This is a genomic window from Pseudooctadecabacter sp., from assembly GCF_965657175.1.
GTDB lineage: Bacteria > Pseudomonadota > Alphaproteobacteria > Rhodobacterales > Rhodobacteraceae > Octadecabacter.
On record NZ_CBFHNH010000002.1, the window covers coordinates 105,529 to 131,627 of the forward strand.

The 26,099-nt window shown below is 61.9% G+C and carries 30 protein-coding genes, 1 tRNA gene and 1 pseudogene; 17 read left to right on the forward strand and 15 right to left on the reverse strand.

Annotation, left to right across the window (positions count from 1 at the left end):
- Nucleotides 1-56 precede the first annotated feature (56 nt).
- The 5 genes from hflK to ACTG36_RS03365 are packed head-to-tail and all read left to right on the forward strand — an operon-like array spanning nt 57 to nt 3,052.
- A complete protein-coding gene (hflK, locus tag ACTG36_RS03345; RefSeq protein WP_375281727.1) occupies nt 57-1,268 on the forward strand; it encodes an FtsH protease activity modulator HflK in 1,212 nt (403 codons plus the stop codon).
- Nucleotides 1,268-2,158: a protease modulator HflC gene (gene hflC / locus ACTG36_RS03350; RefSeq protein WP_375281728.1), complete on the forward strand. Its 891-nt coding sequence runs from the start codon at nt 1,268-1,270 to the stop codon at nt 2,156-2,158. The genes hflK and hflC overlap by 1 nt, the downstream gene beginning before the upstream one ends.
- Nucleotides 2,158-2,361: a DUF2065 family protein gene (locus ACTG36_RS03355; RefSeq protein WP_375281729.1), complete on the forward strand. Its 204-nt coding sequence runs from the start codon at nt 2,158-2,160 to the stop codon at nt 2,359-2,361. The genes hflC and ACTG36_RS03355 overlap by 1 nt, the downstream gene beginning before the upstream one ends.
- Before the next feature lie 58 nt (nt 2,362-2,419).
- Nucleotides 2,420-2,593 carry a hypothetical protein gene (locus tag ACTG36_RS03360; protein WP_375281730.1) on the forward strand — a complete coding sequence of 58 codons (174 nt, stop codon included), beginning with the start codon at nt 2,420-2,422 and terminating at the stop codon, nt 2,591-2,593.
- Nucleotides 2,594-2,596: 3 nt separating this feature from the next.
- Nucleotides 2,597-3,052 carry a hypothetical protein gene (locus tag ACTG36_RS03365; protein ID WP_375281731.1) on the forward strand — a complete coding sequence of 152 codons (456 nt, stop codon included), beginning with the start codon at nt 2,597-2,599 and terminating at the stop codon, nt 3,050-3,052.
- 40 nt (nt 3,053-3,092) lie between these two features.
- Here ACTG36_RS03365 and ACTG36_RS03370 read toward each other — a convergent pair whose 3' ends face one another.
- Both ACTG36_RS03370 and ACTG36_RS03375 read right to left on the reverse strand, forming a co-directional pair.
- Nucleotides 3,093-3,575 carry a hypothetical protein gene (locus ACTG36_RS03370; protein ID WP_375281732.1) on the reverse strand — a complete coding sequence of 161 codons (483 nt, stop codon included), beginning with the start codon at nt 3,573-3,575 and terminating at the stop codon, nt 3,093-3,095.
- A gap of 12 nt (nt 3,576-3,587) precedes the next feature.
- Nucleotides 3,588-3,761 carry a hypothetical protein gene (locus ACTG36_RS03375; RefSeq protein WP_375281733.1) on the reverse strand — a complete coding sequence of 58 codons (174 nt, stop codon included), beginning with the start codon at nt 3,759-3,761 and terminating at the stop codon, nt 3,588-3,590.
- A gap of 377 nt (nt 3,762-4,138) precedes the next feature.
- On the opposite strand from ACTG36_RS03375, the gene ACTG36_RS03380 reads away from it, so the two are divergent.
- Together ACTG36_RS03380 and ACTG36_RS03385 are read left to right on the forward strand one after the other, a co-directional pair.
- Complete coding sequence (locus tag ACTG36_RS03380; RefSeq protein WP_375281742.1) at nt 4,139-5,554, forward strand: Do family serine endopeptidase; 1,416 nt, start codon at nt 4,139-4,141, stop codon at nt 5,552-5,554.
- 121 nt (nt 5,555-5,675) lie between these two features.
- Complete coding sequence (locus tag ACTG36_RS03385) at nt 5,676-6,452, forward strand: HalD/BesD family halogenase (RefSeq protein ID WP_375281734.1); 777 nt, start codon at nt 5,676-5,678, stop codon at nt 6,450-6,452.
- Between the two features lie 4 nt (nt 6,453-6,456).
- Here ACTG36_RS03385 and ACTG36_RS03390 read toward each other — a convergent pair whose 3' ends face one another.
- Nucleotides 6,457-7,002, reverse strand: a complete 546-nt coding sequence (locus ACTG36_RS03390; RefSeq protein WP_439141457.1) for a peptidoglycan-binding domain-containing protein — start codon at nt 7,000-7,002, stop codon at nt 6,457-6,459.
- A gap of 223 nt (nt 7,003-7,225) precedes the next feature.
- On the opposite strand from ACTG36_RS03390, the gene ACTG36_RS03395 reads away from it, so the two are divergent.
- Both ACTG36_RS03395 and ACTG36_RS03400 read left to right on the forward strand, forming a co-directional pair.
- Nucleotides 7,226-7,549: a 2Fe-2S iron-sulfur cluster-binding protein gene (locus tag ACTG36_RS03395; RefSeq protein ID WP_375281736.1), complete on the forward strand. Its 324-nt coding sequence runs from the start codon at nt 7,226-7,228 to the stop codon at nt 7,547-7,549.
- Between the two features lies 1 nt (nt 7,550).
- Nucleotides 7,551-8,291 (forward strand): FG-GAP repeat domain-containing protein, encoded by a 741-nt coding sequence (locus ACTG36_RS03400; protein ID WP_375281737.1) that lies wholly within the window; start codon nt 7,551-7,553, stop codon nt 8,289-8,291.
- Between the two features lie 88 nt (nt 8,292-8,379).
- On the opposite strand, the gene ACTG36_RS03405 is transcribed toward ACTG36_RS03400, so the two are convergent.
- Nucleotides 8,380-9,153: an adenosylcobinamide-GDP ribazoletransferase gene (locus ACTG36_RS03405; RefSeq protein ID WP_375281738.1), complete on the reverse strand. Its 774-nt coding sequence runs from the start codon at nt 9,151-9,153 to the stop codon at nt 8,380-8,382.
- Between the two features lie 78 nt (nt 9,154-9,231).
- On the opposite strand from ACTG36_RS03405, the gene cobT reads away from it, so the two are divergent.
- Nucleotides 9,232-10,242, forward strand: a complete 1,011-nt coding sequence (gene cobT / locus ACTG36_RS03410; RefSeq protein WP_439141460.1) for a nicotinate-nucleotide--dimethylbenzimidazole phosphoribosyltransferase — start codon at nt 9,232-9,234, stop codon at nt 10,240-10,242.
- A gap of 69 nt (nt 10,243-10,311) precedes the next feature.
- On the opposite strand, the gene ACTG36_RS03415 is transcribed toward cobT, so the two are convergent.
- From ACTG36_RS03415 to ACTG36_RS03425, 3 genes are read right to left on the reverse strand one after another with little or no spacing between them, the layout of a single operon-like run.
- Nucleotides 10,312-10,707 (reverse strand): NUDIX hydrolase, encoded by a 396-nt coding sequence (locus ACTG36_RS03415; protein ID WP_375281740.1) that lies wholly within the window; start codon nt 10,705-10,707, stop codon nt 10,312-10,314.
- Nucleotides 10,704-12,617: a cation:proton antiporter domain-containing protein gene (locus ACTG36_RS03420; protein ID WP_375281741.1), complete on the reverse strand. Its 1,914-nt coding sequence runs from the start codon at nt 12,615-12,617 to the stop codon at nt 10,704-10,706. The genes ACTG36_RS03415 and ACTG36_RS03420 overlap by 4 nt, the downstream gene beginning before the upstream one ends.
- Before the next feature lie 59 nt (nt 12,618-12,676).
- A complete protein-coding gene (locus tag ACTG36_RS03425; RefSeq protein ID WP_439141463.1) occupies nt 12,677-15,919 on the reverse strand; it encodes a hypothetical protein in 3,243 nt (1,080 codons plus the stop codon).
- 172 nt (nt 15,920-16,091) lie between these two features.
- Here ACTG36_RS03425 and ACTG36_RS03430 point away from each other — a divergent pair, with 172 nt between their 5' ends.
- A complete protein-coding gene (locus ACTG36_RS03430) occupies nt 16,092-16,805 on the forward strand; it encodes an SIMPL domain-containing protein (RefSeq protein ID WP_375282264.1) in 714 nt (237 codons plus the stop codon).
- Between the two features lie 63 nt (nt 16,806-16,868).
- On the opposite strand, the gene ACTG36_RS03435 is transcribed toward ACTG36_RS03430, so the two are convergent.
- The 4 genes from ACTG36_RS03435 to ACTG36_RS03450 form a co-directional block, all read right to left on the reverse strand.
- Complete coding sequence (locus ACTG36_RS03435) at nt 16,869-18,161, reverse strand: O-acetylhomoserine aminocarboxypropyltransferase/cysteine synthase family protein (protein ID WP_375282263.1); 1,293 nt, start codon at nt 18,159-18,161, stop codon at nt 16,869-16,871.
- Between the two features lie 117 nt (nt 18,162-18,278).
- The gene (locus ACTG36_RS03440) at nt 18,279-19,049 is read right to left on the reverse strand and encodes an alpha/beta hydrolase family esterase (RefSeq protein ID WP_375282262.1); all 771 of its coding nucleotides are present in this window, start codon (nt 19,047-19,049) and stop codon (nt 18,279-18,281) included.
- Nucleotides 19,050-19,267: 218 nt separating this feature from the next.
- A complete protein-coding gene (locus tag ACTG36_RS03445; protein WP_375282261.1) occupies nt 19,268-20,278 on the reverse strand; it encodes a hypothetical protein in 1,011 nt (336 codons plus the stop codon).
- A gap of 183 nt (nt 20,279-20,461) precedes the next feature.
- Nucleotides 20,462-20,545 (reverse strand) — tRNA-Tyr (locus tag ACTG36_RS03450).
- A 112-nt stretch (nt 20,546-20,657) separates the two neighbouring features.
- On the opposite strand from ACTG36_RS03450, the gene rlmB reads away from it, so the two are divergent.
- From rlmB to ACTG36_RS03475, 5 genes and pseudogenes are all read left to right on the forward strand, one after another.
- Nucleotides 20,658-21,431 carry a 23S rRNA (guanosine(2251)-2'-O)-methyltransferase RlmB gene (gene rlmB, locus ACTG36_RS03455; RefSeq protein WP_375282260.1) on the forward strand — a complete coding sequence of 258 codons (774 nt, stop codon included), beginning with the start codon at nt 20,658-20,660 and terminating at the stop codon, nt 21,429-21,431.
- A gap of 15 nt (nt 21,432-21,446) precedes the next feature.
- Entirely contained in the window at nt 21,447-21,758 is a 312-nt protein-coding gene (locus tag ACTG36_RS03460; RefSeq protein WP_375282259.1) for a hypothetical protein, read from the forward strand.
- Between the two features lie 116 nt (nt 21,759-21,874).
- Nucleotides 21,875-22,330, forward strand: a complete 456-nt coding sequence (locus ACTG36_RS03465) for a YHS domain-containing (seleno)protein (RefSeq protein ID WP_439141466.1) — start codon at nt 21,875-21,877, stop codon at nt 22,328-22,330.
- A gap of 75 nt (nt 22,331-22,405) precedes the next feature.
- Entirely contained in the window at nt 22,406-22,861 is a 456-nt protein-coding gene (locus ACTG36_RS03470) for a YHS domain-containing (seleno)protein (RefSeq protein ID WP_375281709.1), read from the forward strand.
- A gap of 173 nt (nt 22,862-23,034) precedes the next feature.
- Nucleotides 23,035-23,496, forward strand: a pseudogene (locus tag ACTG36_RS03475) (CoA-binding protein); the annotation flags it as partial.
- Nucleotides 23,497-23,563: 67 nt separating this feature from the next.
- Here ACTG36_RS03475 and ACTG36_RS03480 read toward each other — a convergent pair.
- Genes ACTG36_RS03480 through hisF form a run of 3 tightly spaced genes read right to left on the reverse strand, consistent with a single transcriptional unit; the run spans nt 23,564 to nt 24,916 of the window.
- Nucleotides 23,564-23,857, reverse strand: coding sequence for a Dabb family protein (locus ACTG36_RS03480; RefSeq protein WP_375281707.1), 294 nt, complete (start codon nt 23,855-23,857; stop codon nt 23,564-23,566).
- Nucleotides 23,854-24,156, reverse strand: a complete 303-nt coding sequence (locus ACTG36_RS03485; RefSeq protein WP_375281706.1) for a phosphoribosyl-ATP diphosphatase — start codon at nt 24,154-24,156, stop codon at nt 23,854-23,856. Before ACTG36_RS03485 ends, ACTG36_RS03480 begins: the two co-directional genes overlap by 4 nt.
- Before the next feature lies 1 nt (nt 24,157).
- Nucleotides 24,158-24,916: an imidazole glycerol phosphate synthase subunit HisF gene (gene hisF / locus ACTG36_RS03490; protein WP_375281705.1), complete on the reverse strand. Its 759-nt coding sequence runs from the start codon at nt 24,914-24,916 to the stop codon at nt 24,158-24,160.
- 147 nt (nt 24,917-25,063) lie between these two features.
- Between hisF and ACTG36_RS03495 the strand changes: the two genes are divergently transcribed.
- Nucleotides 25,064-25,354 (forward strand): hypothetical protein, encoded by a 291-nt coding sequence (locus ACTG36_RS03495; RefSeq protein WP_375281704.1) that lies wholly within the window; start codon nt 25,064-25,066, stop codon nt 25,352-25,354.
- A gap of 10 nt (nt 25,355-25,364) precedes the next feature.
- Here the strand turns inward: ACTG36_RS03495 and hisA are convergent, their stop codons facing one another.
- Nucleotides 25,365-26,084, reverse strand: coding sequence for a 1-(5-phosphoribosyl)-5-[(5-phosphoribosylamino)methylideneamino]imidazole-4-carboxamide isomerase (gene hisA / locus ACTG36_RS03500; protein WP_439141469.1), 720 nt, complete (start codon nt 26,082-26,084; stop codon nt 25,365-25,367).
- Nucleotides 26,085-26,099: the final 15 nt, after the last annotated feature.

The following is a 26,099-nucleotide window of genomic DNA, read 5'->3' on the forward strand; positions in this document are numbered from 1 at the left end:
CCCACTTATAGGACACGGCCCACGGACGGGCCCAGCAACAAGGGAAATCAGGCTTAATGGCTGGAAATAATGGCGGCCCCTGGGGGGGCGGAGGCAACGACGGCGGTGACGACGAAGACCGGTTTCGCCCAAATGGCGGACGGGACGACGGACGGCGCGGCCAAGGTGAACCTCAGATCCCGGAATTCGATGAAATTGTGAATAAAACCAAGGACCAACTGCGCGTTCTGATCGGTGGCGGCGATGGCCGACGTGGCATGAACGGTGGTGGTGGTGGTGGTGGTGGCGGCGGTGGCCCCCAGATCACCCGCGGGATGGTCGGTCTTGGCGCGCTGGCCGCTGTGGCGCTGTGGGCGTTTTCCAGCTTTTACACGGTGCGCCCCGAACAGCAGTCCGTGGAATTGTTCTTGGGCGAATTTTCGTCCATCGGCCAACCGGGGCTGAATTTCGCACCGTGGCCCTTTGTCACGGCTGAGATCGTGAACGTGACGCAGGAACAAACAATTGACGTGGGCGTGGGCCGTGGGGCCGCCGCTGATGCGGGTTTGATGCTGACCGGCGACGAAAACATCGTCGACATCGACTTTCAGGTGGTTTGGAACATTACCGAGCCTGAACGTTTCTTGTTCAACCTTGCCGATCCGGCCCCGACCATTGCGGCCGTGGCGGAATCTTCCATGCGTGAAATCATCGCCCAGTCCGAATTGGCCCCGATCCTGAACCGTGATCGTGGTGCGATTGCCGATGGTGTGATGGATCAGCTGCAAACGACGTTGGACAGCTATGATGCGGGTGTAAACATCATCCGTGTGAACCTTCAGGCGGTGGAACCGCCGTCGGCCACAATCACCGTCGAAGACATTGACGGCAATGCGCGTCAGACCTCGCCCCTCGCAGCCTTCCGCGACGTGCAGGACGCCGAACAGGAACGGGACCGTCTTCAAAACCTCGCGGATGCTTACGCCAACCGCGTGACGGCCCAAGCCCGTGGTGACGCGGCCCGTGTCCTTGAAAACGCCGAAGGCTACCGCGCCCGCGTGGTGAACGAAGCCCAGGGTGAGGCAAGCCGGTTCCTGGCCGTTCTGGAAGAATACCAGAAGGCCCCGGAAGTGACGCGCCAACGTCTGTATCTTGAAACGGTTGAGGCCGTCTTTGGGTCCACTGACATCATTTTGTTGGATGTCAACGAACAGGGTGGGAGCGGCGTCGTGCCGTATCTGCCGCTGAACGAAGTCCGCCGTCCAACGACAACCGGGGGGTCGAACTGATGAACCGCTCTGCATTTGCTCTGCCTGTGATCGTCATCGCAATCGCCGCCGCCATGTCGTCCATCTTTATCGTGGATGAACGTGAAAAGGCGCTGGTGCTGCAGTTTGGTCAGATCGTTCAGGTTAAGGAAGATCCCGGCATCGGGTTCAAAATCCCCCTGATCCAAGAGGTCGTGCGCTATGACGACCGTATTCTGGCGCTGGACGTGGACCCGCTTGAGGTGACACCGCTGGATGATCGTCGTTTGATCGTGGATGCCTTTGCACGCTACCGGATTTCCAATGTGGAACGGTTCCGTCAGGCCGTGGGTACCGGTGGCGAAGATGCCGCCGCCCGCCGCTTGGACAGCATTTTGCGCGCCGAAACGCGTGAGGTTCTGGGTTCTGTGTCGTCCAATGACATCCTGTCCACCGACCGTGCAGCACTGATGCTGCGCATCCGCAACGCGGCCATTGCTGAGGCCAGCGCGCTGGGCCTGACCATCATCGACGTGCGCTTGAAACGCACTGACTTGCCGGCAGAAAACCTCAACGCGACCTTTGCGCGGATGATTGCGGAACGTGAACGTGAGGCCGAGGACGAACGCGCCCGTGGTCGTGAAGCCGCCCAGCGGATCGAAGCACAGGCCGACCGGACCGTGGTCGAACTGGTGTCTGACGCCAACCGCGAAGCCCGCGTCATTCAGGGTGAGGCGGATGCGGAACGCAACGCCATCTTTGCCAGTGCCTACGGCCAAGACGCTGAATTCTTTGAATTCTACCGCTCGCTTGAGGCCTATGGCAAAGCCATCGGCACGGGCAACGCCCGTCTGGTGCTGAGCCCCGAACACGAGTTCTTCGATTATCTGAGGAACGAGAACGGCACAGCCGCCCCGGTGACGGGTCAGTAATGAGCATCGCGATATTGGCCCTTGGGCTGGTGTTGATTGTGGAGGGGCTGGTGTACGCACTGGCCCCTTCGCTTATCGAGGACCTTTTGGCCGCCCTGCGCCAAATGCCGATAGAAGCGCGCCGTCTGGTGGGCTTGGCCGCCCTGACGGCGGGTGCGGCGCTGGTCTGGCTGGCTTCGGCCTTAGGCGCGCTGGGGACCTAGGGGCTGGACGCACGCCTCTTCGTGCTGAGATACGCCCTCAAAGCTGGTGAGGACGGCCATGAAAATGAGGCGCGGACGGTTGATTTGTGCGGCTGTGATGTCTTGGGCTGCAAGCATGGCACTGGCCGAAGACATCGCGATTTCGGACCTTCTGACCGGTCTGGATGAAGATGCGGCTGCGGTTTCGTCGTTGAACACGACCTACGAGACGGCGTCGCATGAGGAACTTTAGGTATTGTTCCGACGGGTCGGGGATTTGGGGACGGACCGTCCCGATATCGTCGACATCGCGATTGTTCAGGGCCTGCCTTCGGGCGGCGATGAGTTGCGTCACCAAGCTTTGTGGCTTGTTTTAAAACGGATGCGGGTCTTCACCTGCCGTGTGGATTTCGATCAATCGGCTTCAAACGAAGGGCGTATACGGGGAAACATTGGGGGCATTTTGTCTGTTCCCATGTTTGAGGCTGACGATGCGCGGCGGTCTATCTCATTAGACGAAGGCAATGGCGACAGTGGACGACCAAATCTTTCGCTTGTGGGGGACAACGTCAATGTCCGTGCATTTGGCAACAACTGGTCGTGTTCCGGCGTCTTTTCCTTGAGCCCTGACGGACAAACCCTGACAGGGCCTGCGGAGCACCGCGCTTCGTCGGAAAAATTGAACATCGTATGTGCCGTGGATCTGCTGTAACCGGCGGTTGTTGAACGTGCCGCTGACTTTGCCGGTGATGTCATCGGCACTGATTGCATGGCGACCGCATAGGCCACTTTGCTGGCCAAATCCCGCGACAGCATCGCGTCAATCGCCAGTTTGAACCGTGGGTTGCGCTGGGCTGAGGCGCGCAGTGCTCTAAATCCCAGCGGATCAGTTCTGCACCGGCGGCCAGATGGGTCGTAGCGCTGGCGGGCGTGTCCAACAGATGCGCCACTTCACCTACGAACAGCCCTGCGGGCAGCGGAAATTGAATGCCCCGTTTGGACACCATGATCTGGCCTGATATGACATAATACAGATGGGTGTTGGGCTGGCTTTCGGTGGTGATGTCCTGTGCCGCGTCCATGACCAAACGTTCGGCCCGCGACATGACCAAACTGAAATCATCCAGTGTGAGGACATCGAACTGGTCGTAAATATCCGCATGGGCGCGCGGCAGGGAGAACCGGAACCGCCGCGCCGCAAGGGGGGCCATCCCGATCAGATTGGTCCCCATCATCGCCAGCGTCGTTTAGATCGCCCCCCAAAGAGGCGTCGCCGCAGCGGTGGCATAATAGGCCACATAGAACGCCGATCCGATCAGCATCAGCCCACGCAATGCCATCTGATTGATGATCAGATATCCCAGCGTAAAAGCCCCGCCAGCACAAATTATCAAAACGCCGGGCGTAAAAATCGTGTCCATAACATCGTCCTCGCGCGACCGTGTAGAGGGGCCGCTGGGCCAAAGCCTGTCTCAGATGGGGAAGTCTGGACAAGAAAAATACGACGTTTCAGGCAGTTGCAACCTTTGGGCGATCTTTGGGTCCGCTAAGGATCTGATATGTCTTGAATTAATTGACGTGGCACCCCTCACATCCCGATGACCTTAGCGTGTGTGCGGTATGTTAGACGTTGCGCTAACGATCTTACCCCCTACATTCAAAGCAGAGACCGGCCCAGCGACATGGGCCACCCAAGATGTTGGACGATAAAAGGGAGGTTCCTTTGGTGAACACATCCAGACAAAGGGGCGCGGTGGCCGCGACCTACGACGAAACAGTGAAAACGCGAAATTCTTGGATGCTGGCGGGCTTGCTGGCAGTGGGGTTGGCCGTGGCCTCGGCCGTGCCGGTCTTCGCCCAAGAGCGCCCGGCAACCTTTGCCGATCTAGCCGAACAGGTCAGCCCATCGGTGGTGAACATCACGACCTCGACCGTGGTGGCTGGGCGCACGGGGCCGCAGGGCGTGGTGCCCGAAGGATCCCCGTTTGAGGATTTCTTCAACGACTTTGGCGGCGGTGATCAACCGCGCCGGTCCTCGGCCCTTGGGTCGGGCTTCGTCATTTCTGCGGATGGGTTCATCGTCACAAACAATCACGTCATTGAAGGCGCGGATGAGATTGAGATTGAATTCTTCCCCGGTGAGGGCCAACCGGCTGAGTTGCTGCCAGCAGAGCTGATCGGCACAGATCCCAACACCGACATCGCCCTGTTGAAGGTCGAATATGAAACGCCGCTGCAGTTCGTCGAATTCGGCGACAGTGATGGCGTGGGCGCCCGTGTGGGCGATTGGGTGATGGCCATGGGCAACCCGCTGGGGCAGGGGTTCTCTGTCTCCGCCGGTATCGTGTCCGCGCGCAACCGGTCGCTGCAGGGCACCTATGACGACTACATCCAGACGGACGCGGCCATCAACCGCGGCAACTCCGGCGGGCCACTGTTTAACATGGATGGTGACGTGATCGGCGTGAACACGGCGATCCTGTCGCCCAACGGCGGGTCCATCGGTATCGGTTTTGCCATGTCCTCTGCGGTAGTGACCAATGTGGTCGACCAGCTGGAAGAGTTCGGTGAAACCCGCCGCGGTTGGCTGGGCGTGCGCATTCAGGACGTGACCGTGGATATGGTCGATGCCATTGAGGGTCTGGCCGAGGCACGCGGCGCCATGGTCACCGACGTACCCCCTGGTCCAGCGGAGGACGCAGGGCTTGAAGCTGGCGATATCATTCTGGTCTTTGACGGTGTCGAAATCGAAGACACCCGCGAATTGGTCCAGATTGTGGGCAACAGCCCTGTGGGCAAAGATGTGCCCGTCGAAATCCTGCGTGCAGGCGACATGATCGACGTGACAGTCACACTGGGCCGTCGCGAAACGGCTGAGGCCGCAGCCTTCCCCGAAGACGGTGCCGAGGCCGAGCCTGAGACAACCAACATGCTGGGCATGACCCTGTCCGAACTGACGCCCGAAATGGCTGAGGCCATGGGGATCACCGGCGATGCGGGTCTGGTCATCGTCGAGGTCGAAGAGGGCTCGGAGGCGGCTGAAAAAGGTCTGGTGTCCGGCGATCTGATCACCGAAGCCGGCCAGCAAAAAATCGCGACCATTGCGGATTTTGAAGCCCGCGTGGAAGAGGCACAAGACGGCGGGCGCAAGTCGCTGCTGCTGCTTGTCCGCCGCGACGGCGCACCACGGTTCGTGGCGCTTGGGTTGGAATAACCCGTCCCACATCCTAACACATCAGGGCGTCCCGGCGGGGGCGCCCTTTTTCATCCTAGCGGGGGGTGTTGCGCGCCGCAAATTCGTCTTAGCGTGAGGGCGAAAGCAAAGGGGCGCGGTGATGCTGGACCGATTGATTGATTTAAAGACCTATCCCGTTGCGGACGCGGAATTTCAGGCGCGTTGCGCCGAAACATTGGACACCACAGGTGTCCTCGCCCTGCCGGATTTCATCCAGCCCGATGCCCTGACACAGATGCAGGCGGAGGCGGAGGCGGGTTTGCCGCAGGCCTATTTTTGCGCGCAGGATCATTCCGTCTACCTCACGCCCGATGACCCGGCCTATGGGCCGACCCATCCGGCCAACGTCAAAGTGACGTCCTCCAAGGGCTGTATTTGCGATGATATTGTGCCCGAGGCGTCGCCCTTGCGGGCGCTCTACGACAGCCCCGCCTTTCGCGGCTTCGTGTCGGGCGTGACAGGGCAGGGGGAGCTTCACCCCTATGCCGACCCGCTGTCGTCGATCAACGTGCACTACGCCGGACGCGGGCAGGAGTTGGGCTGGCATTTCGACAATTCGTCCTTTGCCATCACTCTGTTGATCCAGAAACCCGACGCAGGCAGCCGGTTTGAATATATTAAGGACCTGCGCGATGCGGCTTCGGGGGATATGAATTTCGACGGTGTCGCGGATCTGCTCGAGGGGCGCAGAACCCCGGATGTGTTGGAGATGGAGCCGGGCACCTTGGTGCTGTTTCGCGGGCGCAATTCCATCCACCGCGTGTCGCCCAACGAAAGCGACCGGATGCGGATGCTGGCCGTGCTGGCCTATAACGATGCCGCTGGTGTGGCCTTATCGGAAACAGCGCGGATGACGTTTTACGGACGGCTCAGCTGACGGATCAAAGCGTGTCGCGGGGGAGGGCCACAAGGCCCAAACTGCGGGCCGTGCGCAGGGTCAGCTGCGGGGTTAACACATCGTCCTGATCCGTCTGGAACCGTTCCACCGCGGCTTGGGTCCGTGGGTCATAGACGCCGGTGATCGGCCCGCGATAATAGCCGCGCGCGATCAGGGCGCGTTGCACTGAGGCGATGAACGGCGGCGTCATCACAGATGCGCAGGGTGTTTCGAATTCGACCTCTCGCCGTTCGCGCAGGATGCGCTGGCGGGTGACCGTGCGGAAGGCGGCAGGGGTCTCAACCGTTCCGTCAGAGCGGATCAGCGCGGGTTGTACCATGATCTGTTCGGTCACCGTTTGAATCAGCGCGGGCGTCGTGGCACGGGCAAAACAGGTGCCGGTGTCGCTGTCGACCACCACAGGGTCGGCCAATGGGGCGATGACATCACGGCTGGGCTGCGTCCCTGACCGGGTCACATCGGGCGTCTGGCAGGCGGTGAGCGCGGCAAGGGCCGTGGTCAGCGCGAGGGCGCGAAAAGAGGATGTCATCTGCTCTCAATCAATCGGGCGTTTCGCCTCTGGTTGGGGGAAAGGTACCGCGCTTCGGCCCGCCGTCAAAGCGCGCAAAAGGGCAGGCCCGCAAATCGGGTGCGGTCCGTGTCGTTTTCGTGCCACCTGTTGTGATGGGTGGGATGTAAAAACCCACTGGCGGGGCGGCGTTTGGCGGCCTATCTATGGGACAAAGACATTTGCAAGAAGGGCCCCGAGGGACATGGCAAAAATTACCTATATCGAGCATGGCGGCAAAGAACATGTGGTGGACGTGGCCAATGGCCTGACCGTTATGGAAGGCGCGCGCGACAATGGCATTCCGGGCATCGAGGCCGATTGCGGCGGCGCCTGTGCCTGTTCCACCTGCCACGTTTATGTGGATGCGGCTTGGGTGGATAAGTTACCTGCCAAGGACGGCATGGAAGAAGACATGCTTGATTTTGCCTATGAACCGGATCCCGCCAAGTCCCGCCTGACGTGTCAGTTGAAGGTGACGGATGATCTGGACGGTCTGGTCGTTCAGATGCCAGAGAAACAAATCTAGCATGGCACCGCGTCGGCTGTTGCGCGGGCTGCGCCGTTCTATGGGCGGCGCGGGGCTGGCGCTGTGCGTGGGGCTGGCGTCCCCCGTGGCAGCCGAAGTGATCACCGGCGCGCGGTTCGAGGGGCCGACCACGCGCTATGGGCACGCGATCTTGGGCGATGGGATCGAATTTACCGAACTGGTGATCGAGACCGAAGATTGGGCCAACAAAGTCCGCTACCGTGTGACATTGCCGGCCGATCATGTGTTCGAAGACCTTGAACCGCGTTTGTGGGACATCACGGACGACGGCGCACCAGAGGTGGTGGTGATCGAGACGGACATGGCCCGTGGCGGGTCTTTGGCGGTCTATGACCAGACCGGGAAGATCGCTGAAACCCCGCACATCGGACGCACGAACCGTTGGCTGGCCCCAGTCGGTGCCGCTGATTTGGACGGCGACGGGCGGATTGAGGTGGCCTTTGTGGATCGCCCGCATCTGGCCAAAGTGCTGCGGGTGTTTGAATGGGACGGCACAGCGCTGGTTCTGGACATGGAGCTTGGCGGGCTGACCAACCACCGTATCGGTGAGGATTTTATCACCGGTGGTTTGCGGGTCTGCGGCGGCATGCCTGAGTTGATCACGGCAGATGCAGATTGGTCCGATGTGATGGTGACGCGGGTTGTAGGGGGGGCGTTGCAGACGGCATCCCTCGGGCCATTTTCTCCGGCGGCGGTTGAGGCTGCGCTGGCCTGTCGGTAGCGCCTGACCATCGACGTGGTCTTTGGGGGCTGGCGAGGCATTTTAGGTATTTTTGAACCAGAGAAAGGGCAGGGCGCGCGCCGTGGGCTTACGTCACGAGTGTGGCCAAGGTCATGAGTACAGCGACCTCCGTCACGTTCTGCGTAGCCCCAAGGACATCGCCGGTCTGGCCGTTGATTTTTGCTTTGGCGATCAGGGCGCAGGCCGTGGCGGCCAAGAGGGCCGCAAGCAGGACGGCAAGGCCGACCCAACCGAACAGGATTATGGCCGCAAGAGCAGCGATGCCTTCGGCCACACGGGCCGTCGCGACAGAGGGCCGCCCAACAGAGTGGCTGAGCCCCGTGGTGCGGGCGTGGGGCAGACGGGCCATGACGGGCACCATCATCGCACGGCTGATTATGGCCGTGGCGATCAGCGCCGGCCACAGGTATCCTGAGCCAATCACAAGGGTAAGCGCTTGCCAGCGCAGCAGCAGGCCAAGGATCAGGGCGAGAACGCCATAGACGCCGATATGGCTGTCCTTCATGATCTCCAACCGGCGGGCGGCATCCCAACCACCCCAGAGACCATCGGCGCAATCGGCCAGTCCGTCTTCGTGCATGGCCCCGGTGGTGACAATCAGAACCGCCAGTGCGAGCGCTGCGACCAGTGGTGCGGACAGCCCGAACCAGAGCGCGATTTGAGCGATACCCGCTGCAATCAGCGCGAGGGCGGCACCCGCGACGGGATAGGCCCAGGCCGCTTTGGGGCCACGGGCGCGGGCGGCGTCGAAATCCACGGGCACAGGCAGGCGCGACAGCAAACCAAGGGCCGCGGGGATGTCAGAAATCGCCACAAATGCGGTCTGGTCGTCCTTTTGCATCAGCTTGCCGTTTCCTGTCTGGTCAATCCTGCTCCAATGGGTAGAGATTGGCCCAACTGATTGCAATGAGGCCCTGATATGACCGCTCCCTTCGCCAGCCTGGACGAATTCCGCACTGTTCTGCAGCAGGCCCCAGGGCCAGATATGGAAACACTGGCAGCCGCCAATGACCGCAATGGCCAGCTGACCAAGCCGCCTGGCGCGTTGGGGCGGCTTGAAGACCTTGCGATTTGGTACGCAGGGTGGCGGGGCGATGCGGCCCCGACGTTGGAGGCGCCGCAGGTCCTGATTTTTGCTGGAAACCATGGGGTTTGCGCGCAGGGTGTGTCCGCGTTTCCGCCTGAGGTGACGGTGCAGATGGTGGCCAATTTCGAACATGGCGGGGCCGCGATCAACCAGTTAAGCAATGCCTTTGGCGCGAAGTTGGATGTGCACGCCCTTGATCTCGATATGCCGACGCAGGATTTCACCCAAAGCCCCGCTATGAGCGAGGCGGAAGTTGTGCAGGCGTTGATCACCGGCTGGACGGCGGTGGATCAGTCGTCCGATCTTGTGGTCACCGGCGAAATGGGGATCGGCAACACAACGTCGGCCGCTGCCGTGGCTGCAGCGGTTCTGGGGGGCACCGCCGAAGACTGGGTCGGACGTGGCACAGGCGTTGACGACGCGGGGCTTCAGCGCAAGGTGGATGCCGTGGCCAAGGGATTGGCGCTGCATGATGTGAGTGATCCGCTGGAGGCGCTGCGCTGTCTGGGCGGGCGTGAATTGGCGGCAATGGCAGGTGCGATTGCGGCGGCCCGTGCGCATCGTATTCCGGTGATTTTGGACGGATTTATCTGTTCGGCGGCGGCGGCGGTTTTGGAAAAGGCAGCCCCGGGTGCCTTGGATCACGCGGTTGCCGGGCATTTGTCTGCGGAAGGCGCGCACCGCCGCTTGCTTGACGGTTTGGAAAAGCAGCCTCTGTTGTCGTTGGGGTTGCGGCTGGGCGAAGGGTCCGGTGCGGCTTTGGCGATTGGGGTGCTCAAGGGCGCGGTGGCGTGTCATTCGGGCATGGCCACCTTTGCTGAGGCCGGTGTGGCCGCAGGTTAGGGCAGAAGGGGCGCTGCCCCCGGCCTTCGGCCTCCCCCGGAGTTTTCGGGATCAGAAGAACGAGGGGCGTCAGACCTGACTGGCCCAAAACTCCGCGACGCGGGTGCGAAAGTGGGGGACGGCGCGGGGGTGCGCGCAGAAGTCTGCGACCGGCATCATCGTCCATCTTTGGCCTTCGTCCCCCAATTGGATCGCGTCGATCTGGACCTTTGAGATCGGGGCCGCAAAAAAGGTCGATCCCGCATGGTAGGACTTTTCCCAAACGAATGTCGCAGGGTCGATCCGCAGGCCGATTTCCTCAGACACCTCACGCAGGACCGCCTCACGCGGGGTTTCGCCCGGATCAAGGCCGCCGCCAGGCAAGTCCCAGTGGTCGGGGTAGGGGATGGTCGCGATGTCGTCGCGCAGGATCGTCACGAGGGCGTCGTTGTAAAACAGGATGATTTTGGTGCCCGGTTGCGTCATCCGCGACCTGTGGTCCCTTGGGGTGAGCGCCCGCCAGGCCGGCGCCCGATGCGTTCGGATTGGTCAAGCTTTTCGGCAAGGGCCGCTTCGAGGTCGCGGTTGGCAGCGCGGGCGCGTTCCACATAGGCGGGGTTCTGGCTGATGGGGATGTCCGGGTCCCAGACCTCGGCCAGTTCGCGCAGGATGTGGCGGTCGTATTGGTAGAAATTCATCTCCGCCTCGGCGGCTTCGAATTCGGTCAGGCCAAGGTTTTCCAGCACGTAGCGCCCTGCCCGCAGGGAGCTGTCGAAGAGTTCACGCACGATGTCATCGGCACCCGCTGCATATAGTTCGTAGACATGAACGCGGTCGCGGGCGCGGGCCACGATGTGCAGATCAGGCCGGTGGGCGCGTGCGTATTTGACCAGTTTGATCGCAGAGGCCTTGCTGTCCAGCGCCACGACCAGCACCTTTGCGTCGTCCAGACCTGCCGCATGCAGAATGTCAGGCCGCGTGGGATCGCCGAAAAAGCCCTTAAAGCCGAAGGTGCGCATCAGCTGCACGGTTTCAAGGCTGTGATCCAGCACGACGGTCGAAAAGCCCGAACTTTGGACCAGCCGGTTGACCACCTGACCAAAGCGTCCGATGCCTGCGATGATCACGGTGCCCTGTTCGTCGATATCATCCGCCGGTTGGCTGTTGGTCTGGTCCTCCATCCGTTTCGACAGCCAGTCGTAAAGGATGAACATCAAGGGTGTGACCAGCATCGAGAGCGCCACAACCAGCAACAGATCGGCGCCAAGGCCTGCGGTCAGCACGTTTTGTTGCAGCGAAAAGGCGATCAGCACGAAGCCGAATTCACCCGCCTGTGCGAGGCTGAGCACAAACAGCCACCGCGCGCGGCCCCGGATGCGGAACATCACTGCCAAGACAAAAAGCACCAGCGCTTTGATCGCGATGATGGCCGCTGTCAGTCCCAAGATGCCAAAGGGGTTTTTGAGGAAGGTGTCGAAATCCACACCGGCCCCGACAGTGATAAAGAACAGACCCAACAGCAGGCCCTTGAAGGGTTCAAGATCGCTTTCAAGTTCGTGACGGAATTCCGAGTTCGCCAAGACCACACCGGCCAGAAACGTCCCCAAAGCCGCCGACAGCCCCACCAACCCCATCAGGGCCGCGATGGAGACCACGATCAGCAACGCAAAGGCAGTGTACATTTCGCGCAAACGGGCCTGATGGATATAGCGGAACACGGGCCGAGTCAGGTAGATGCCTACCAACACCACCGCCGCCACAGCGCCAATGGTGACAAGCGTGACGCCCCAACCGGGAAGGCCCTCTACAAGGCTCACGGAATCATGGGCGGCGTCATGGGCATCATCGGCCCCGCGCGTCATGGACCCGTCTTGGGAAATCGTGACGGGGCTGGTGAGCGTCAGCAGGGGCAGGATTGCCAGCATGGGAATGACAGCAATATCCTGCGTCAACAGCACCGAAAACGTGTTGCGCCCCCCTGCGGTCTGCATCAGCCCTTTTTCGGATAGAGTCTGCAACACGATCGCCGTGGACGACAGCGCAAAGATCAATCCGATCGCCATCGCGGTCACCCAAGGCTGGCCAAGGGCCATGAACAGCGCGGTGATCAACACCGTCGACAGGGTGATCTGCAACCCGCCCAGCCCCACCAACCGGTGCCGCATGCCCCACAGGGCGCGGGGTTCCAGTTCAAGCCCGATGAGAAACAACATCATCACCACGCCGAACTCTGCCACGTGCTGAAGCTCTGCCGCTTCGGCGCCGATCAGCGGGCTAATGGCGACACCTGCCAGCAAATAGCCAAGCACAGACCCCAGCCCCAGACGTGACGCGAGGGGGACTGCGATGACAGCCGCGCCCAACAGGAGCGTGGCGAGGAGGAGTGTTTCTTGCATAGATCAGCTATCGGCCAGCGGGGCGGTCTTGGCAAGGCCGCAAGCGGGTCGGACAGGGTTTAGCCGGGCACTTCGAGGGTGATGGCGCGACCCCGTTTGGTGTAGCTGAGGCGCGCGGCGCTGATCGCGGTGACGCGGCCCCCATCCAGACGGTCGCCCACAGTCACACGTTGATAGCGCCCATTGGCCAGCCGCACGAGGGCGCGGCGGTCGCCTGATCCGCCGTAGATGCCGATCAGGTTGATGTCGCGCAGGTTGATCGCGTTATCGAGCGTTGCGTTCTGGGCCACGGCGCTGCCTGTGGGGCCGCTTGGTTGTACGGCGCGGGGGGCAGCGGCTGCGACCTGCTGGGCTGCGCGGGCCTGTGCGGCCTGTGCGCGTTCCACGATCCGTGCCATATTTCGGGGGCGTGTGTCGGGGCGGCCAGAGACAGCGACGGCTTGCTGCGTGGGGTTGATGATGGTCTCGGGCCGGGCGGCGGCGGCCTGCACAGCGGCTGCGATTTCGGGGGCCAGTTGCAGGCCGGCGGGCTGGGCGGCAGCGGCGGTGTCTTCGGGGGGGTCTTCAGGCGCGGGCCCTGGTGCGGGGGGCGGGGCCAATCCGGCGGGCCGAGTCTGCGGGCGGAAGGCTGCGGCCTGCGCCGACGTGAGAGTGCCCAACACCGGCGTGTTGGCCTGTGCGACAGCGGCTTGGACGATGGCGGCAGGGCGCACCAAGGGGCGCAGGGTATTGGCGTCGGGGACTTGCGCCGTTGATGTGGCAAGGGCAGCGGTCACATCGGTCGTCAAGTTGTCCACAGCGGCGTCTTGTTGCGGGGCTTGGGTGCCCGGACGCGCGGGCGGCAACACAGGCGGTGGCCCTGCAATCACGTTGAGGCCCTCAGGCTGGGCAACAGAATTGGGACCCGGCTGAGCGGGGGGCTGCGGGGTGTCCACAACCTCCGGCACAACGGGTGCGGGTTGGGCAACAGGGGCTTGCGTGCCGGGACGCACAGGCGGCAAAACAGGTGGCGATCCGGCCAGCACGATCAAGCCATCGGTGGCCACCAGCGGGGCCTCCCCTACGGCGAGCGCTTCGGCGGCGGGGGGCGTCACGGGTGCTGTCGTGCCCGGACGGATCGGCGGGCTGATGGCGGGTCTGCCAGAAATGACAATGACGCCCTCAGGGGCGTCAGGCAGGGGGGCTGCGGTGTCTGGCACCACGGCGGCAAGCTGATCTTGCGGTGTGATTTCGGGGGCAATGGTGCCCGGCCGGGTGGGCGGATTGAGGGGCGGCGCGCCCGCGATGATCAAGATCCCATCGGGCGTTACAGCGCCTTCGGGCGTAGCCACCACAAGCCCGTCCGCGCCGAAGGTGAATGTGGCCGACGGGGGGGGCGGATCGACGGGCGTGGCGATCACGGCGTCACCGGCCACGCTGCTTGCATCCGCCAAGGGGCTTGCCGCGACCCGCGCCACAGGACGCGGCAATGCTGCGACATCCAAGGCGTCCAAAGTGGTGGTGCGCGGCACCTGCGGGATGCGAGGCGCGCGTTGCCAGACGCCCGTGGCGGCATAGATGCGCTGCGCCTCTTCGGGGGTCAGAACCTGTCCGGAGGCCGCGATCGAGGGGGCGTTCAGGGCGTCGTCTTGCTCTGTCACGGGTTCGGGGGCAGGGGCAGGGGCAGGGGCCTCGACGGCGGCCACATCCGTTGCAGGTTGGGCCGCCACTGGCGTGGGCGTGTCTGGGGTCGCGATTTCGGTCTGGGTCCCGCCCAAGCCCAGCCAGCGGGCCACGGTTTCGTTGGACAGGGCGGCAAAGGCCGCGACCGCCAGCAGGAACAACAACAGCACGGCCGTCAGGATCAGCCCCAAAAAGCGCGGCTTGCCGCCAACGACTTTCTCTTTCGGGGGCGTCTTCTTGCGCGCGCCGAATACGGTAAGCCGGGAGGTGTCCTCAGCCTCGGGGGGGGCGTCGTTCTTCTCAGCGCTGGCCATGCGGCGGCTGGCAAACATGCCGCCCACAGCACCACCCACGGCTGTGGCCGCACCCAAGGCTGCGGCGCCAGCACTGCGCTGGGGCGTGTCATCCTGCGCGGGGGCCGCTGGCTCTGGTTCTACTTGCAGGGTGGCGGCGGCCACATCAGGCGACACAGCGACGGGGGTGTCTCCGGTGATGGCGGGGGCCTGTGCTGCGGGGGCCGGGGCCTGCGTGTCGGGGGCCGCAACGGGCGGGGCTGAAATGTCGGGTTGGGATGGTGCCGCGACTGGTGGCCCGGCCTTTGGGTCCGTATCGGTCGGCACGGCGAGGGTCGGCTTTGTGCGGCGGCTGAACGTGGGTTCGGCGCGGCCATTGGGTTGGGGATTGGCGACGGGTGCGGACACAGTCGGGGTAGGGGCCGTTGGTGCACCATCCGTCCGGTCAGCCCGCAGGCGCGATGCGAACATCGGAGGATTGACCTCCTCCGCCGCGTCCGGTTCTGGTTTCTCAGGCTCAGGCTCAGGCTCAGGCTCAGGCTCAGGCTCAGGCTCAGGCTCAGGCTCAGGCTCAGGCTCAGGCTCAGGCTCAGGCTCAGGCTCAGGCTCAGGCTCAGGCTCAGGCTCAGGCTCTGGTGGCACCTCAGGCGCGGGATCAGGGATCACCTCAGGCTGGGGTTCAGGTGCCGCGATAGGAAGCTCTTCGAAGGTCGCAGCCTCCTCGGTTGTAACCTCGGGGGCCGCATCTGTCGGCGTGTCGTCCGCAACCGGTTCCGCCTCGGGCGTGACGGGGGCAGGGGCCGCCACAACTGGTGCCGCCGGAATGGTCACATCCGCTTCGCCAATGACCACGACCGCGTCGTTATCCTGTTCAACCGTATGGCCTTCGACGGACCCGAAGTAGGCCTCCCCCACATAGGTAAAGGGTTCGGGCACGGCCGCGAAGCTGACGGGGTTGAACCCGTGTTCCGCAGCGAACCCCTGTGCTTCGTCTAGCGTTTCACGGGCGACGGCGGCCACATAGGTCCGCCCGCCCCCCTTGGCGAAATCATACACCAGATCATCGACCGCATAGGGCGTGGCCCCGTGGAGGGCCGCGCGCACGTCTTCGTCCTCGGCCCGTGTCGTGTCGAGTGCCAGATATTTGATCTGCTCATTGGGAATCAGCAGCTTGGTCGCAAAAGGGGCCGGATCAAGGCCCTCGGCGGCCTCTTTGAGCCGCGCCAGCGCGCCGGGCAGGTCGGGATTGTCCAATGCCACTTGGCCAACCATGTGCCAACCACCGTCCACACGGTGCATCAAGCGCAGGCCGTCAAACGACAAGGACAGTGCAAAATTCGGTTTCATGATGGTGATTTAGCATCCTCAAGCAGGGGTGCAAACTCCCCATTCATAACAGGCGCAACGCTACAGCAAGGTTTCGCGCAGGCCAAGCGGGACAAATTTTATTGATTTCCCCCAAGGACGGCGGGCTGAGGTACGTCATACTATGGATATTGCCGCTGAAAGGAGCCTTGATATGCGCCGTTTTTTGCCCCTTATGATGTTTGCCGCCCTGTTGGTGATGGCAGGCTTTTCCGCCCGTGCCGACAGCCCGCGCACGATCACCGTGACCGGACAGGGGGAGGTCACGCTGCCCCCCGATATGGCAACGATCACCGTCGGCGTGCAAACCAATGACGAAGACGCTGCGTCCGCGCTGGATGCAGCCAGCGCTGCGACGCTTGCGATTCTGGCGCGTTTGGACGTGGAAGGCGTGGCGCCCGCTGATATTCAAACTGGCGCTGTGCGCTTGCAGCCGCAGTATTCGAATTCGGCGCTCAGCTCCGGCCAGCAGATCGTGGGCTACCGTGCGGTCAATTCGGTCAACGTGCAGGTCAATGATCTGGACCGTCTGGGCGGCCTCTTGGCGGCCCTTGTGGGCGATGGGGCCAACCGGCTGGACCGCGTGACATTCGGCCTGCAAGACCCGTCTGCCGCCACCGATGAGGCACGCCGCCGTGCCGTGGCGGAGGCCATGCGCAATGCGGGCTTATATGCGGACGCCGCGGGTGTGACCGTGGGCGATGTTCTGTCGATCTCCGAACAAGGCGGCGGAGGATACCAACCGTTTCGCGCGGAACCCGTGATGATGGAGGCCATGGCCTCCGCCCCGTCATTCGATGTGCCCGTCGCTGCAGGTGAGATTGATTTGAACGCCTCAGTGACGATGGTTTTCAACATCGATAACTGAAAAAGGGCCCCGATTTCGGGGCCCTTTTCACATTAAGACAGATCAATAAGTGACTGATAAAGATCAGGATACGGCTTTTGACAGCGCCTGATCCAGATCTGCGATCAGATCATCAGCGTCTTCCAGACCGATGGACACGCGCACAACACCGGGGCCCGCGCCTGCGGCCTCTTGCTGCTCTGCCGTCAACTGACGGTGGGTGGTGGACGCCGAATGGATGATCAGCGACCGCGCATCGCCCAGGTTGGCCACGTGGCTGAAAATCTCCAACGCATCGACCAGCTTGATGCAGGCGTCATAGCCGCCCTTGACCGCGAAGGTGAACAGCGAAGACGCACCCCGTGGGCAGACATCCTTCACCCGATCAAAATAGGGGGAGCTTTCAAGACCCGCGTAGGTCACATACTCAATCCGGTCATCCGCCTCGAGCCATTTGGCAATCTTGGTGGCGTTCTCAACATGGCGATCCATGCGCAGGCTAAGGGTTTCGATCCCCATCAGCGTGTAATGCGCGGCCTGTGGGTTCATCGTCATGCCAAGATCACGCAGACCGATGGCGATGCCGTGGAACGTATAGGCCAGCGGGCCGAAGGTCTCCGCGAATTTCAGGCCGTGATAGGCCTGCTCAGGCTCGCTCAGCGATGGGAACTTGTCGGACGCGGCCCAGTCGAATTTGCCGCTGTCCACAACGCAGCCACCGGTGACGGATCCATTGCCCGTCAGGTATTTGGTCGTGGAATGCACCACCAGCGTGGCCCCGTGTTCGATCGGGCGGCACAGGTACGGCGTGGCCGTGGTGTTGTCGATGATCAGCGGCACGCCCGCCGCATCCGCGATATCGGCGATGGCGCGCACGTCCATGATATAGCCGCCGGGGTTGGCGATGGCTTCGCCAAAGACCGCGCGGGTGTTGTCGTCGATCGCGGCTTTCACGGCGTCCAGATCGTCCATGTCGACGAATTTGGCTTCCCAGCCGAACCGTTTGATGGTCTGGCTGAACTGGGTGATCGTGCCCCCATAAAGACGGCTTGACACCACAACATTCATGCCGGGCGACATGATCGGGAACAGCGCCATGATTTGGGCTGCGTGACCCGACGAACAGCACACGGCACCCGCACCGCCTTCAAGTGTGGCGATACGTTCTTGCAAAACCGCCACGGTGGGGTTGGTCAGACGCGAATAGATGTATCCGACCTCTTGCAGGTTGAACAATGCAGCCGCGTGGTCTGCATCGCGGAACACATAGGCGGTCGTTTGGTAAATCGGCGTGTTGCGCGCGCCTGTGGCCGGATCAGGGCGGGCGCCTGCGTGAATTTGCAGCGTGTCAAAGCCGTAGCTTGGCGTGTCGGTCATGGTGATCTCCCTTGGTTTGGCGCGACCTTACGCAAGGGGCGCGGCAACCTCAACGGCACGTCGGGGTGAAAGAACGCACGGTCCACCGATAACACCCAAACAAAGCGGATGTTTCGATCAATCGCGCTGGGACAGAATTTGCTCAACCTGAATGGGGATCCAGTCATGGGGAATGAAATGGCCACCGGGATGCAAATCCAACGTCACACGTCCACCGGGGCAGTCCCAGACGGTGCGTTGAAACGTCAAAAACGGGCGCGCGTTCCAAGGCCCCTGATCCTGCCCCTCGCCGCACCCGAAACGGTCACGCCAAAGGGCCACCGGCGTGTCGGTCTCTCCGCCAGGTCCAAAGGGAAAATCCAGGACCTGATCGTCCAACCCGTAGACCTGTCGTGTTTCACGCGGGGCCTGATCGCAATCAGCCCCTGCAGGAAAACTCCCCGCCACAGCCAAAAGGGCGGCAACATCCGCACCGTCATCACAGACAAACCGCCACGCCATATAGGCGCCATAGGAATATCCCGAAACGAAGATATGGTCAGGGTCCACCGGATACCGCGCCGCCACGTCCTTCAGCACGGCCCGCGCAAAAGCGGTATCGCGCGATCCGGGCCGCCTGAAATCCCAACTGCCGCCCAGACCATTGGGCGCCACCAGCAACACTTCCTCGGCCACAGCACCCACAGCAATCCGGTCATGACGCACAATCAACCCGCCTTGGCGGCCCCAGCCGTGAAAGTGTAGCAACACGGGCAGGGGGCTGACGCCGTCCCACCCATCAGGCGCGCGCAGATGATAGGACCGGTCGCCCAACGTGCAGGCGGTCTGCCCGCTGCAGGCCGCGCCCGCCACAGGCACAAAGACGACAGCCAAAAATATAAGGATCATGCGCAACATAACCTGCCCGATACCCTCCGCGCGCACATTCGGCCACTCACAGCTGCGTCAACAGGTGCCGTCCCCTGTTTCTCTGGTTCAAAAATACCTAAAAACCCAAAAGACGCCCCGAACACCGCCTCCTCGGGAAAAGACCCCAAATTTTCGCCCGAAAATTTGCCCCCCGCCGTCCGCAGGACCCGATCGTCAGATCGTCCCGACACCGGACCCTAGCGCATCCAGAAGCCTTCGCGCTTGATCGTGTTGCGGATCTGGCGTTCGCGCGGCGGCAGGTCGTTCTGGTCAAATAGATCGCGCACTTTCAATCCACGTTCTTGATAGATCATCCGCTTGAATGGGTCATATTGCTTGAGCCATTTTTTGACTTTGTTGGGGGCCGCAACCTCCGCCAAAGCCTCGACCACCGCATCACCCTCACGGGCATAGAGCAGTGGCAGCATTCGGTAATGACAGGTCAAATCCCCATCCAAACCTGCAAGATCATCGCCGGGCCGCCCACCGCCAAAACTGTGGATCACGAGGGGCAGGGCAATCTGGTCCAACCACGGATCGAAGGATTGCAGCACCAGCTCCTCGGGGTGATTGTCGCGAATGTCCACCGCCCAATCGCGCCAGCGCGCGCCAAAGGCAGGGGCATCGTGGCCCGTCACCCAGCCTGCATTGAAATAAAGATACCGTTCCCAATACTCATCCGGTTGGGACAGATCGAGGGTGCTGTCAAACTCCAACCCGAATTTGTCATAAAGCGATTTCCAAACTGCCGTATAGCCCGGCCAGTACAGTTCTTCTTCGGGCCAAGTGCCCGTGCGCCGCATGGAGGCCGCGGGCCTTCTGAAATCCGTGTCCAACGTCCCCAGATCGCCCACGATCAGTGTGTCTGTGTCCAAAAACAGGAAATTGCGCCCTTCGGGCATAGCACAGAGCGCTTCGATCTTGTTGCCATGGGGGTAGCTTTCGCCAAAGGCCGTGTTCTCAAACGGCAGGATCATTGCGCCCAACTCTTCCAACGCCCCCTTGATGTCGCCCCGCATGCTTGGATCGCGGGTCCACAATGGCCCCGGCTGGGGTTCGGCGATATAAAGGGTGCCTTGAAATGACGGCGCTTTGGCTTTGAGAGACGCTGCCAGCAAAACGGCTTCGTATTGCAGCCGTCCCCCTTGGCCGACGGCTACGATATCAAAGTCGCCAACGGGGGCATTCTTCGTTTGTGTCTTTGCCATGAAATGTGCCTGTTCACCTGTTAGGGCGACTATAGGGCCGGCGCTGGGCCATGTAACCCCCTTGGATCGCGTTGACCTGTGATGGGGCGCGTCTCCGCGAGGGAACCGCAGGTGGCCCCTGCCAATGGCGTAGGAAAGATCGATCCAGTGGATCGATCCGGCTGCGTTTGCTTGTATGTTGAGTGGTGGGCGACCCTGGAATCGAACCAGGCGTGCGTCTCCGCGAGGGAGTTACAGTCCCCTGCCACACCTTGCGGCCTGTCGCCCACTGGCGGGGTGAATAGCTGCGACCCCATAGGGCGTCAACCTCAATTCTGACCCAAAGCTTGCGGTTTTTGCCGAACCCCCTCATGAGGGGGCAAACGGATAGGATGACAAGATGAAAAAGCCAAAGTGGGTCGTCGAAAAAGAGCAGGCCAAACGGGCAGCCGCGGCGCAGACCGTGTGGCTTTTCGGGCTGCATGCCGTGCGCGATGCGTTGATGAACCCCGCGCGTGAAAAGCTGCGGCTGGTGGTCACGCGCAATGCGCTGGACCGTTTGGGCGATGCGGTGGCCCATGGGCCCGAACCTGAAATCAGCGATCCGCGCAAATTTGCAGCCCCCATTGATCCCCAGTCCGTTCACCAAGGTGCCGCGTTAGAGGTCAAACCGCTGGATTGGGGTAAGCTTGAAGAGGCCTGCATGGGCGATGGCACACGGCCCCCCCGCGTCGTGTTGCTGGACCGTGTGACCGACCCCCACAACGTGGGCGCGATCCTGCGCTCGGCTGAGGTGTTCGGGGCGCAGGCCGTCGTGGCCATGTCGCGTCATGCGGCCCCTGAAACCGGCGCTTTAGCCAAAACCGCCAGTGGGGCCATGGAACGCCAGCCCTATGTGCGCGTGCGCAATCTAGCCGATGCAATCACCGAATTGCAGGGCATGGGCTATCTGGTGCTGGGTCTGGACGGAGAGGCGGACGTCACGATCGACGCCGCGATAGACGGCAAACGTGACCGCGCCATTGCGCTGGTGCTGGGCGCGGAAGGCCCGGGATTGCGTGATAAAACGAAAGACACCTGCGATCAGTTGGTAAAAATCGACTTTGCTGGCGAGTTTGGATCGCTCAACGTCTCAAATGCGGCCGCTGTCGCCCTATATGCAGTAAAACCCTAACGCTAAAGGACTGCCATGCCGGCCCAAAAGATCGCCACTTGTTGTTACTGCGGCACGCGGGCTGCGCTGGTGTTGAAGGGCGATGACCGCCATGAACTGGTCTGTTCAAGCTGCGGCGCCCCTTTGCATGACCTTAAAATGTTACGAAAAGCACCTGAAGCTGCCCCTGCGCGGGTTGCGGCTCCGCTGCGCAAAACGCCCAAGCCCGCGCATCCCAAGCAGCCCCATCCGAAGGCTGTAAAGTCCAAAAAACGTAAGAAACGCAAAGGGTTGCTACGTCATTTTATGGAAGAAGCTTGGGACGCCATCGAAGACATTATTGATTGAAACATTTGCGCACGCACGGCCCACGATCGGTCACAGAACGGCGAGGTGGGGTATTTTTGCGCAAAAAGCTGGTCCAGATAAGATGCAACGAAACGCAAAACTTTAAGGACCAACCCATGATCTCCCGTCGTCACCTTCTGGCCGCTGCCGCTGCCGCCCCAACTGCCCTTTTGTTTGCGCGCCCTGCCATGGCCGCCAAACCTGCCGTTTTTGCTGAGGATGGCATCGCCATTCGCGGCGCTGACCCCGTCGCTTTTTTCACCGAAGGCGCGCCTGTAATCGGGTCGGCTGACCATGCGCTGGAATGGGAAGGTGCGACGTGGCACTTTGCCTCTGCGGAAAATATGGAAACCTTCATGGGCAACCCTGAGGCCTATGCCCCACAGTATGGTGGCTATTGCGCCTTTGCGATGACCAAGGGCGCCATCGCGACCTCCGTGCCTGAAGCGTGGACGATCTATGAGGGCAAGCTTTACCTCAATTTCTCGGTCAATGTCCGTCAGGTCTGGTCCGAAGACATCCCCGGCAACATCGCCTTGGCTGATGCCAACTGGCCCGGAGTTCTGGCCTGACCCCAGCCCCAAAACCTGCGCGGTCAGATCGATCTGGCCGCGCGCCTGTTCCCTTCGACGTGATCGGAGAGCCTCATGTTGACCCGTCGTTTGTTCCTGTCTTCTGCCGCAGCAGCGCCCGCTACGCTGGGCTTTGCCTCCGCCGTGGCGGCGCAAGAGCCTGCCTTTTATTCAGACGGAACAGCCGCCATTCGCGGGGCTGATCCAGTGGCCTATTTCACCGAAAACCGCCCCGTGATCGGATCGGAGGCGTTCGCCGCCCAGTGGAATGACACCACATGGCATTTTGCCTCCGCTCAGAATAGGGCAACGTTTCTGGCCGACCCTGAGGCCCATGCGCCGCAATACGGCGGCTATTGTGCCTGGGCCGTGTCGCAGGGCTACACCGCGTCAGTGGTGCCCGAGGCGTGGGAGATCGTGGATGGCAAGCTCTACCTCAATTATTCGCACCGCATCCAGCGGCGTTGGGCCCGTGACATTCCGGGCCATATTGCCGCCGGTGACGCCAACTGGCCGCAGGTCCTGAACTGATCACGAAATGGCGAGGAGGGGTTCAACGAGCCCTTTGAGGTCATAAATGACGATCAGGCGCAGCGATTGGAACCTTGCTGCGGCGTTTCATTGTCCCTCGTTCCAAGACTTCGCGCCCCGGCCTTTTGGCTGAGGGCGCTTTTTTATGGGCGCGCGCTGCGGTAGGAGGGGGGATGTATAGCGATCAACTTTTGAAATCGGTCCTGCAGCGGGCCAAAACGGTGGCGGTGGTCGGGGTGTCCAAGAACCCTGTGCGCCCCAGCTATTTTGTGGCGCGCTATCTGGCGTTGAAGGGGTTTCGGGGGATCCCGGTGAACCCCGGGTTGGCAGGGCAGATGCTGTTTGGCGAAACGGTTTACGGCACGCTCGCGGATATTCCGTTTGATGTGGATATGGTCGATATTTTCCGCCGCCCCGACGCGGTGCCCGCCATCGTGGATGAGGCGCTGACGCGCTGGCCGGATCTGCAGACGATCTGGATGCAGATCGGGGTGGAACATGCCCAAGCCGCCGCCACGGCGGAGGCGCGCGGCGTTACCGTGATCCAGAATCGCTGCCCCAAAATCGAATACCAGCGGTTGTTTGGGGAATTGCGGATGGGTGGGTTCAATACCGGCGTGGTGTCGTCGATGCTTTGCCGTCGGCCCGGGGCGCTGCCCCGGACCCCGAGGTATTTTAGAACCAGAGAAAGGGGGCGGCGCGTCAATCCGGCAGGTGCAGGTCTGCGGCCATGCGCACATCGCGCAGTGGGCGCACGCGGCGGATCGATTCTGCATAGAGGGGGTGGGCTTTGTAGGCGGCCAAGGCGGCCTCATCCTTCAGGTCGGCCATGACGATGAAGTCCGGCTGCGGGCCTGAGATTTCATCGAGGTTCAGGTTGCGGTGAACCGCGAAGGTTGCCGCATGGGGGTTGTCTTTGAGGATCCACAGGCCGGCCTCAATCTCATCAAGGTGGGCTGGGTCCAGAGCCGAGAAAAACGCGATATGTCGGATCATCGGCTGGCCTTTTCTGCGATGCCTGATTGGGCGGTGCGTTTGGCAAGTTCGCCTTCGATGTCGCCCAGTGTGACACCGTGGGCCGCACACATGACCAGCAGGTGGTAGATCACGTCGGCGGCTTCGGTCGTCAGCCGCGCGGCGTCGCCTTTGGTGGCCTCAATAATCGCCTCAACCGCTTCTTCGCCGAATTTTTCAGCCGCCTTGTCAGGGTTCGACAGCAATTTGGCCGTCCAACTGGTGTCAGGGTCCGCGTCCTTGCGGGCAAGAATCGTCTGTGCGAGGTTTTGCAATGTCATGTCAGAGCCTTACGGGGACGCCGGCGGCATGCATATGCGCCTTGGCTTGAGGAATCGTAAATGTGCCGAAGTGAAAGATCGATGCCGCAAGCACCGCTGAGGCGCCACCTTTGGTGACGCCGTCGACCAAGTGATCCAGCGTGCCCACCCCGCCCGAGGCGATCACAGGAATATTGACCGCATCGGTCACGGCCTTCGTCAGCGCCAGATTGAAGCCGGATTTGGTGCCGTCGTTGTCCATGGCCGTCAAAAGGATTTCGCCCGCACCCTTGGCCTGCGCCGTGAGCGCGAATTCGATCGCATCGATGCCGGTGGGCCGCCGGCCGCCGTGGGTGAAAATCTCCCACCGTCCGGGTGCGACGGTTTTGGCGTCGATGGCGCAGACAATGCATTGGGAGCCGAAACGCAAGGCGGCTTCGGTCAGCACATCGGGGTTGGCCACAGCGGCAGAGTTGAACGACACTTTGTCCGCCCCCGCCAACAGCAGTTTGCGGACGTCCTCATGGGTGCGCACGCCGCCACCGATGGTCAGCGGCATGAAACAGGCCTCCGCCGTGCGGGTGGCCAGATCATACATGGTGCCTCGGTTTTCTTCGGTGGCCATAATGTCGAGGAAACACAGCTCATCCGCGCCCATGTCATTGTAACGGATCGCACTTTCAACGGGATCGCCCGCGTCGACGATATCAACAAAGTTGACGCCTTTGACCACACGGCCATTGGCGACATCGAGGCAGGGGATGATGCGTGTTTTAAGCATGCCAGCGGTTTAGGCCCAAAGCCCTCAAAGGGGAAGGGGGGCTGGCCCCGACACATCGCCGTGAACCCGTGAAACAACACTGCGTCGTGATTTAGGGGAACCTATATGGATGCCGTAAGTTGAGCATAGCACCAAAGGATGATAGCCATGCGCACCCCAGTTTTCGCTTTTGTATTCGGCCTTATGGCCGCGGGCTCCGCTTCGGCAGAGACGATTTTATTAAGTGCGGTGGATGATCCCGCAGCCCAGCCCACCGCTGTTGTGATGGCACAGCGCGAACGTGCGTCCAGTTTGAGCACGCTGTTTGATCTTGAGGCCGCGCTGGTACTGGATGCGGAGCGTGCCAAACTGCTGGCCGGCGCACCGGTTGCGGGTGTGTTTGAGAGACAAGCCAGCTTTGATCTGCTGGGGGCCGCCCCCCGAACCGTTTTTGATTGATCCCCTGACCCTAATTCCTGAGCGCGGAGAGGGCCTGCGTCAGGTCAATCGCGCCATCGTACAAGGCGCGGCCCGAAATCGCGCCAGAGATCACGCCCGTGGCCTTCAAGGCCGCCAAATCCGCCAGAGACGACACACCGCCCGAGGCGATGACCGGAATATCGACGGCGCGGGCCAAAGCCTCGGTCGCATCGATGTTGGGCCCTTTCATGGCGCCGTCGCGCAGAATGTCGGTGTAGATGATCGCAGCGATGCCAGCGTCTTCATACGATTTGGCGAGGTCGGTGACCTGTACGTCCGTTTCTTCGGCCCAGCCCTTGGTGGCGACAAAGCCGTTGCGGGCATCAAGCCCCACGGCGACCTTGCCGGGGAATTCCCGCGCGGCGTCCCGCACCAGATCAGGGTTTTCCACGGCGACCGTGCCCAAGATCACACGGGCCAGACCCTTGTCGATCCATGCCTCAATCGTGGCCATGTCACGGATGCCGCCGCCCAGTTGGGCGGGCACGGGGCAGGCGTTGAGGATCGCCTCAACGGGGGCCGCGTTTACGGGTTGGCCTGCGAAGGCGCCGTTCAGATCCACCAGATGCAGCCATTCACATCCGGCCTCCACAAAGGCGCGGGCTTGGGCTGCGGGATCATCGTTGAACACCGTCGTTTGATCCATATCCCCATGCACAAGGCGCACGGCCTGTCCGTCTTTGAGGTCAATGGCGGGATAGAGGATCATGGCGTTTCCTTTCGT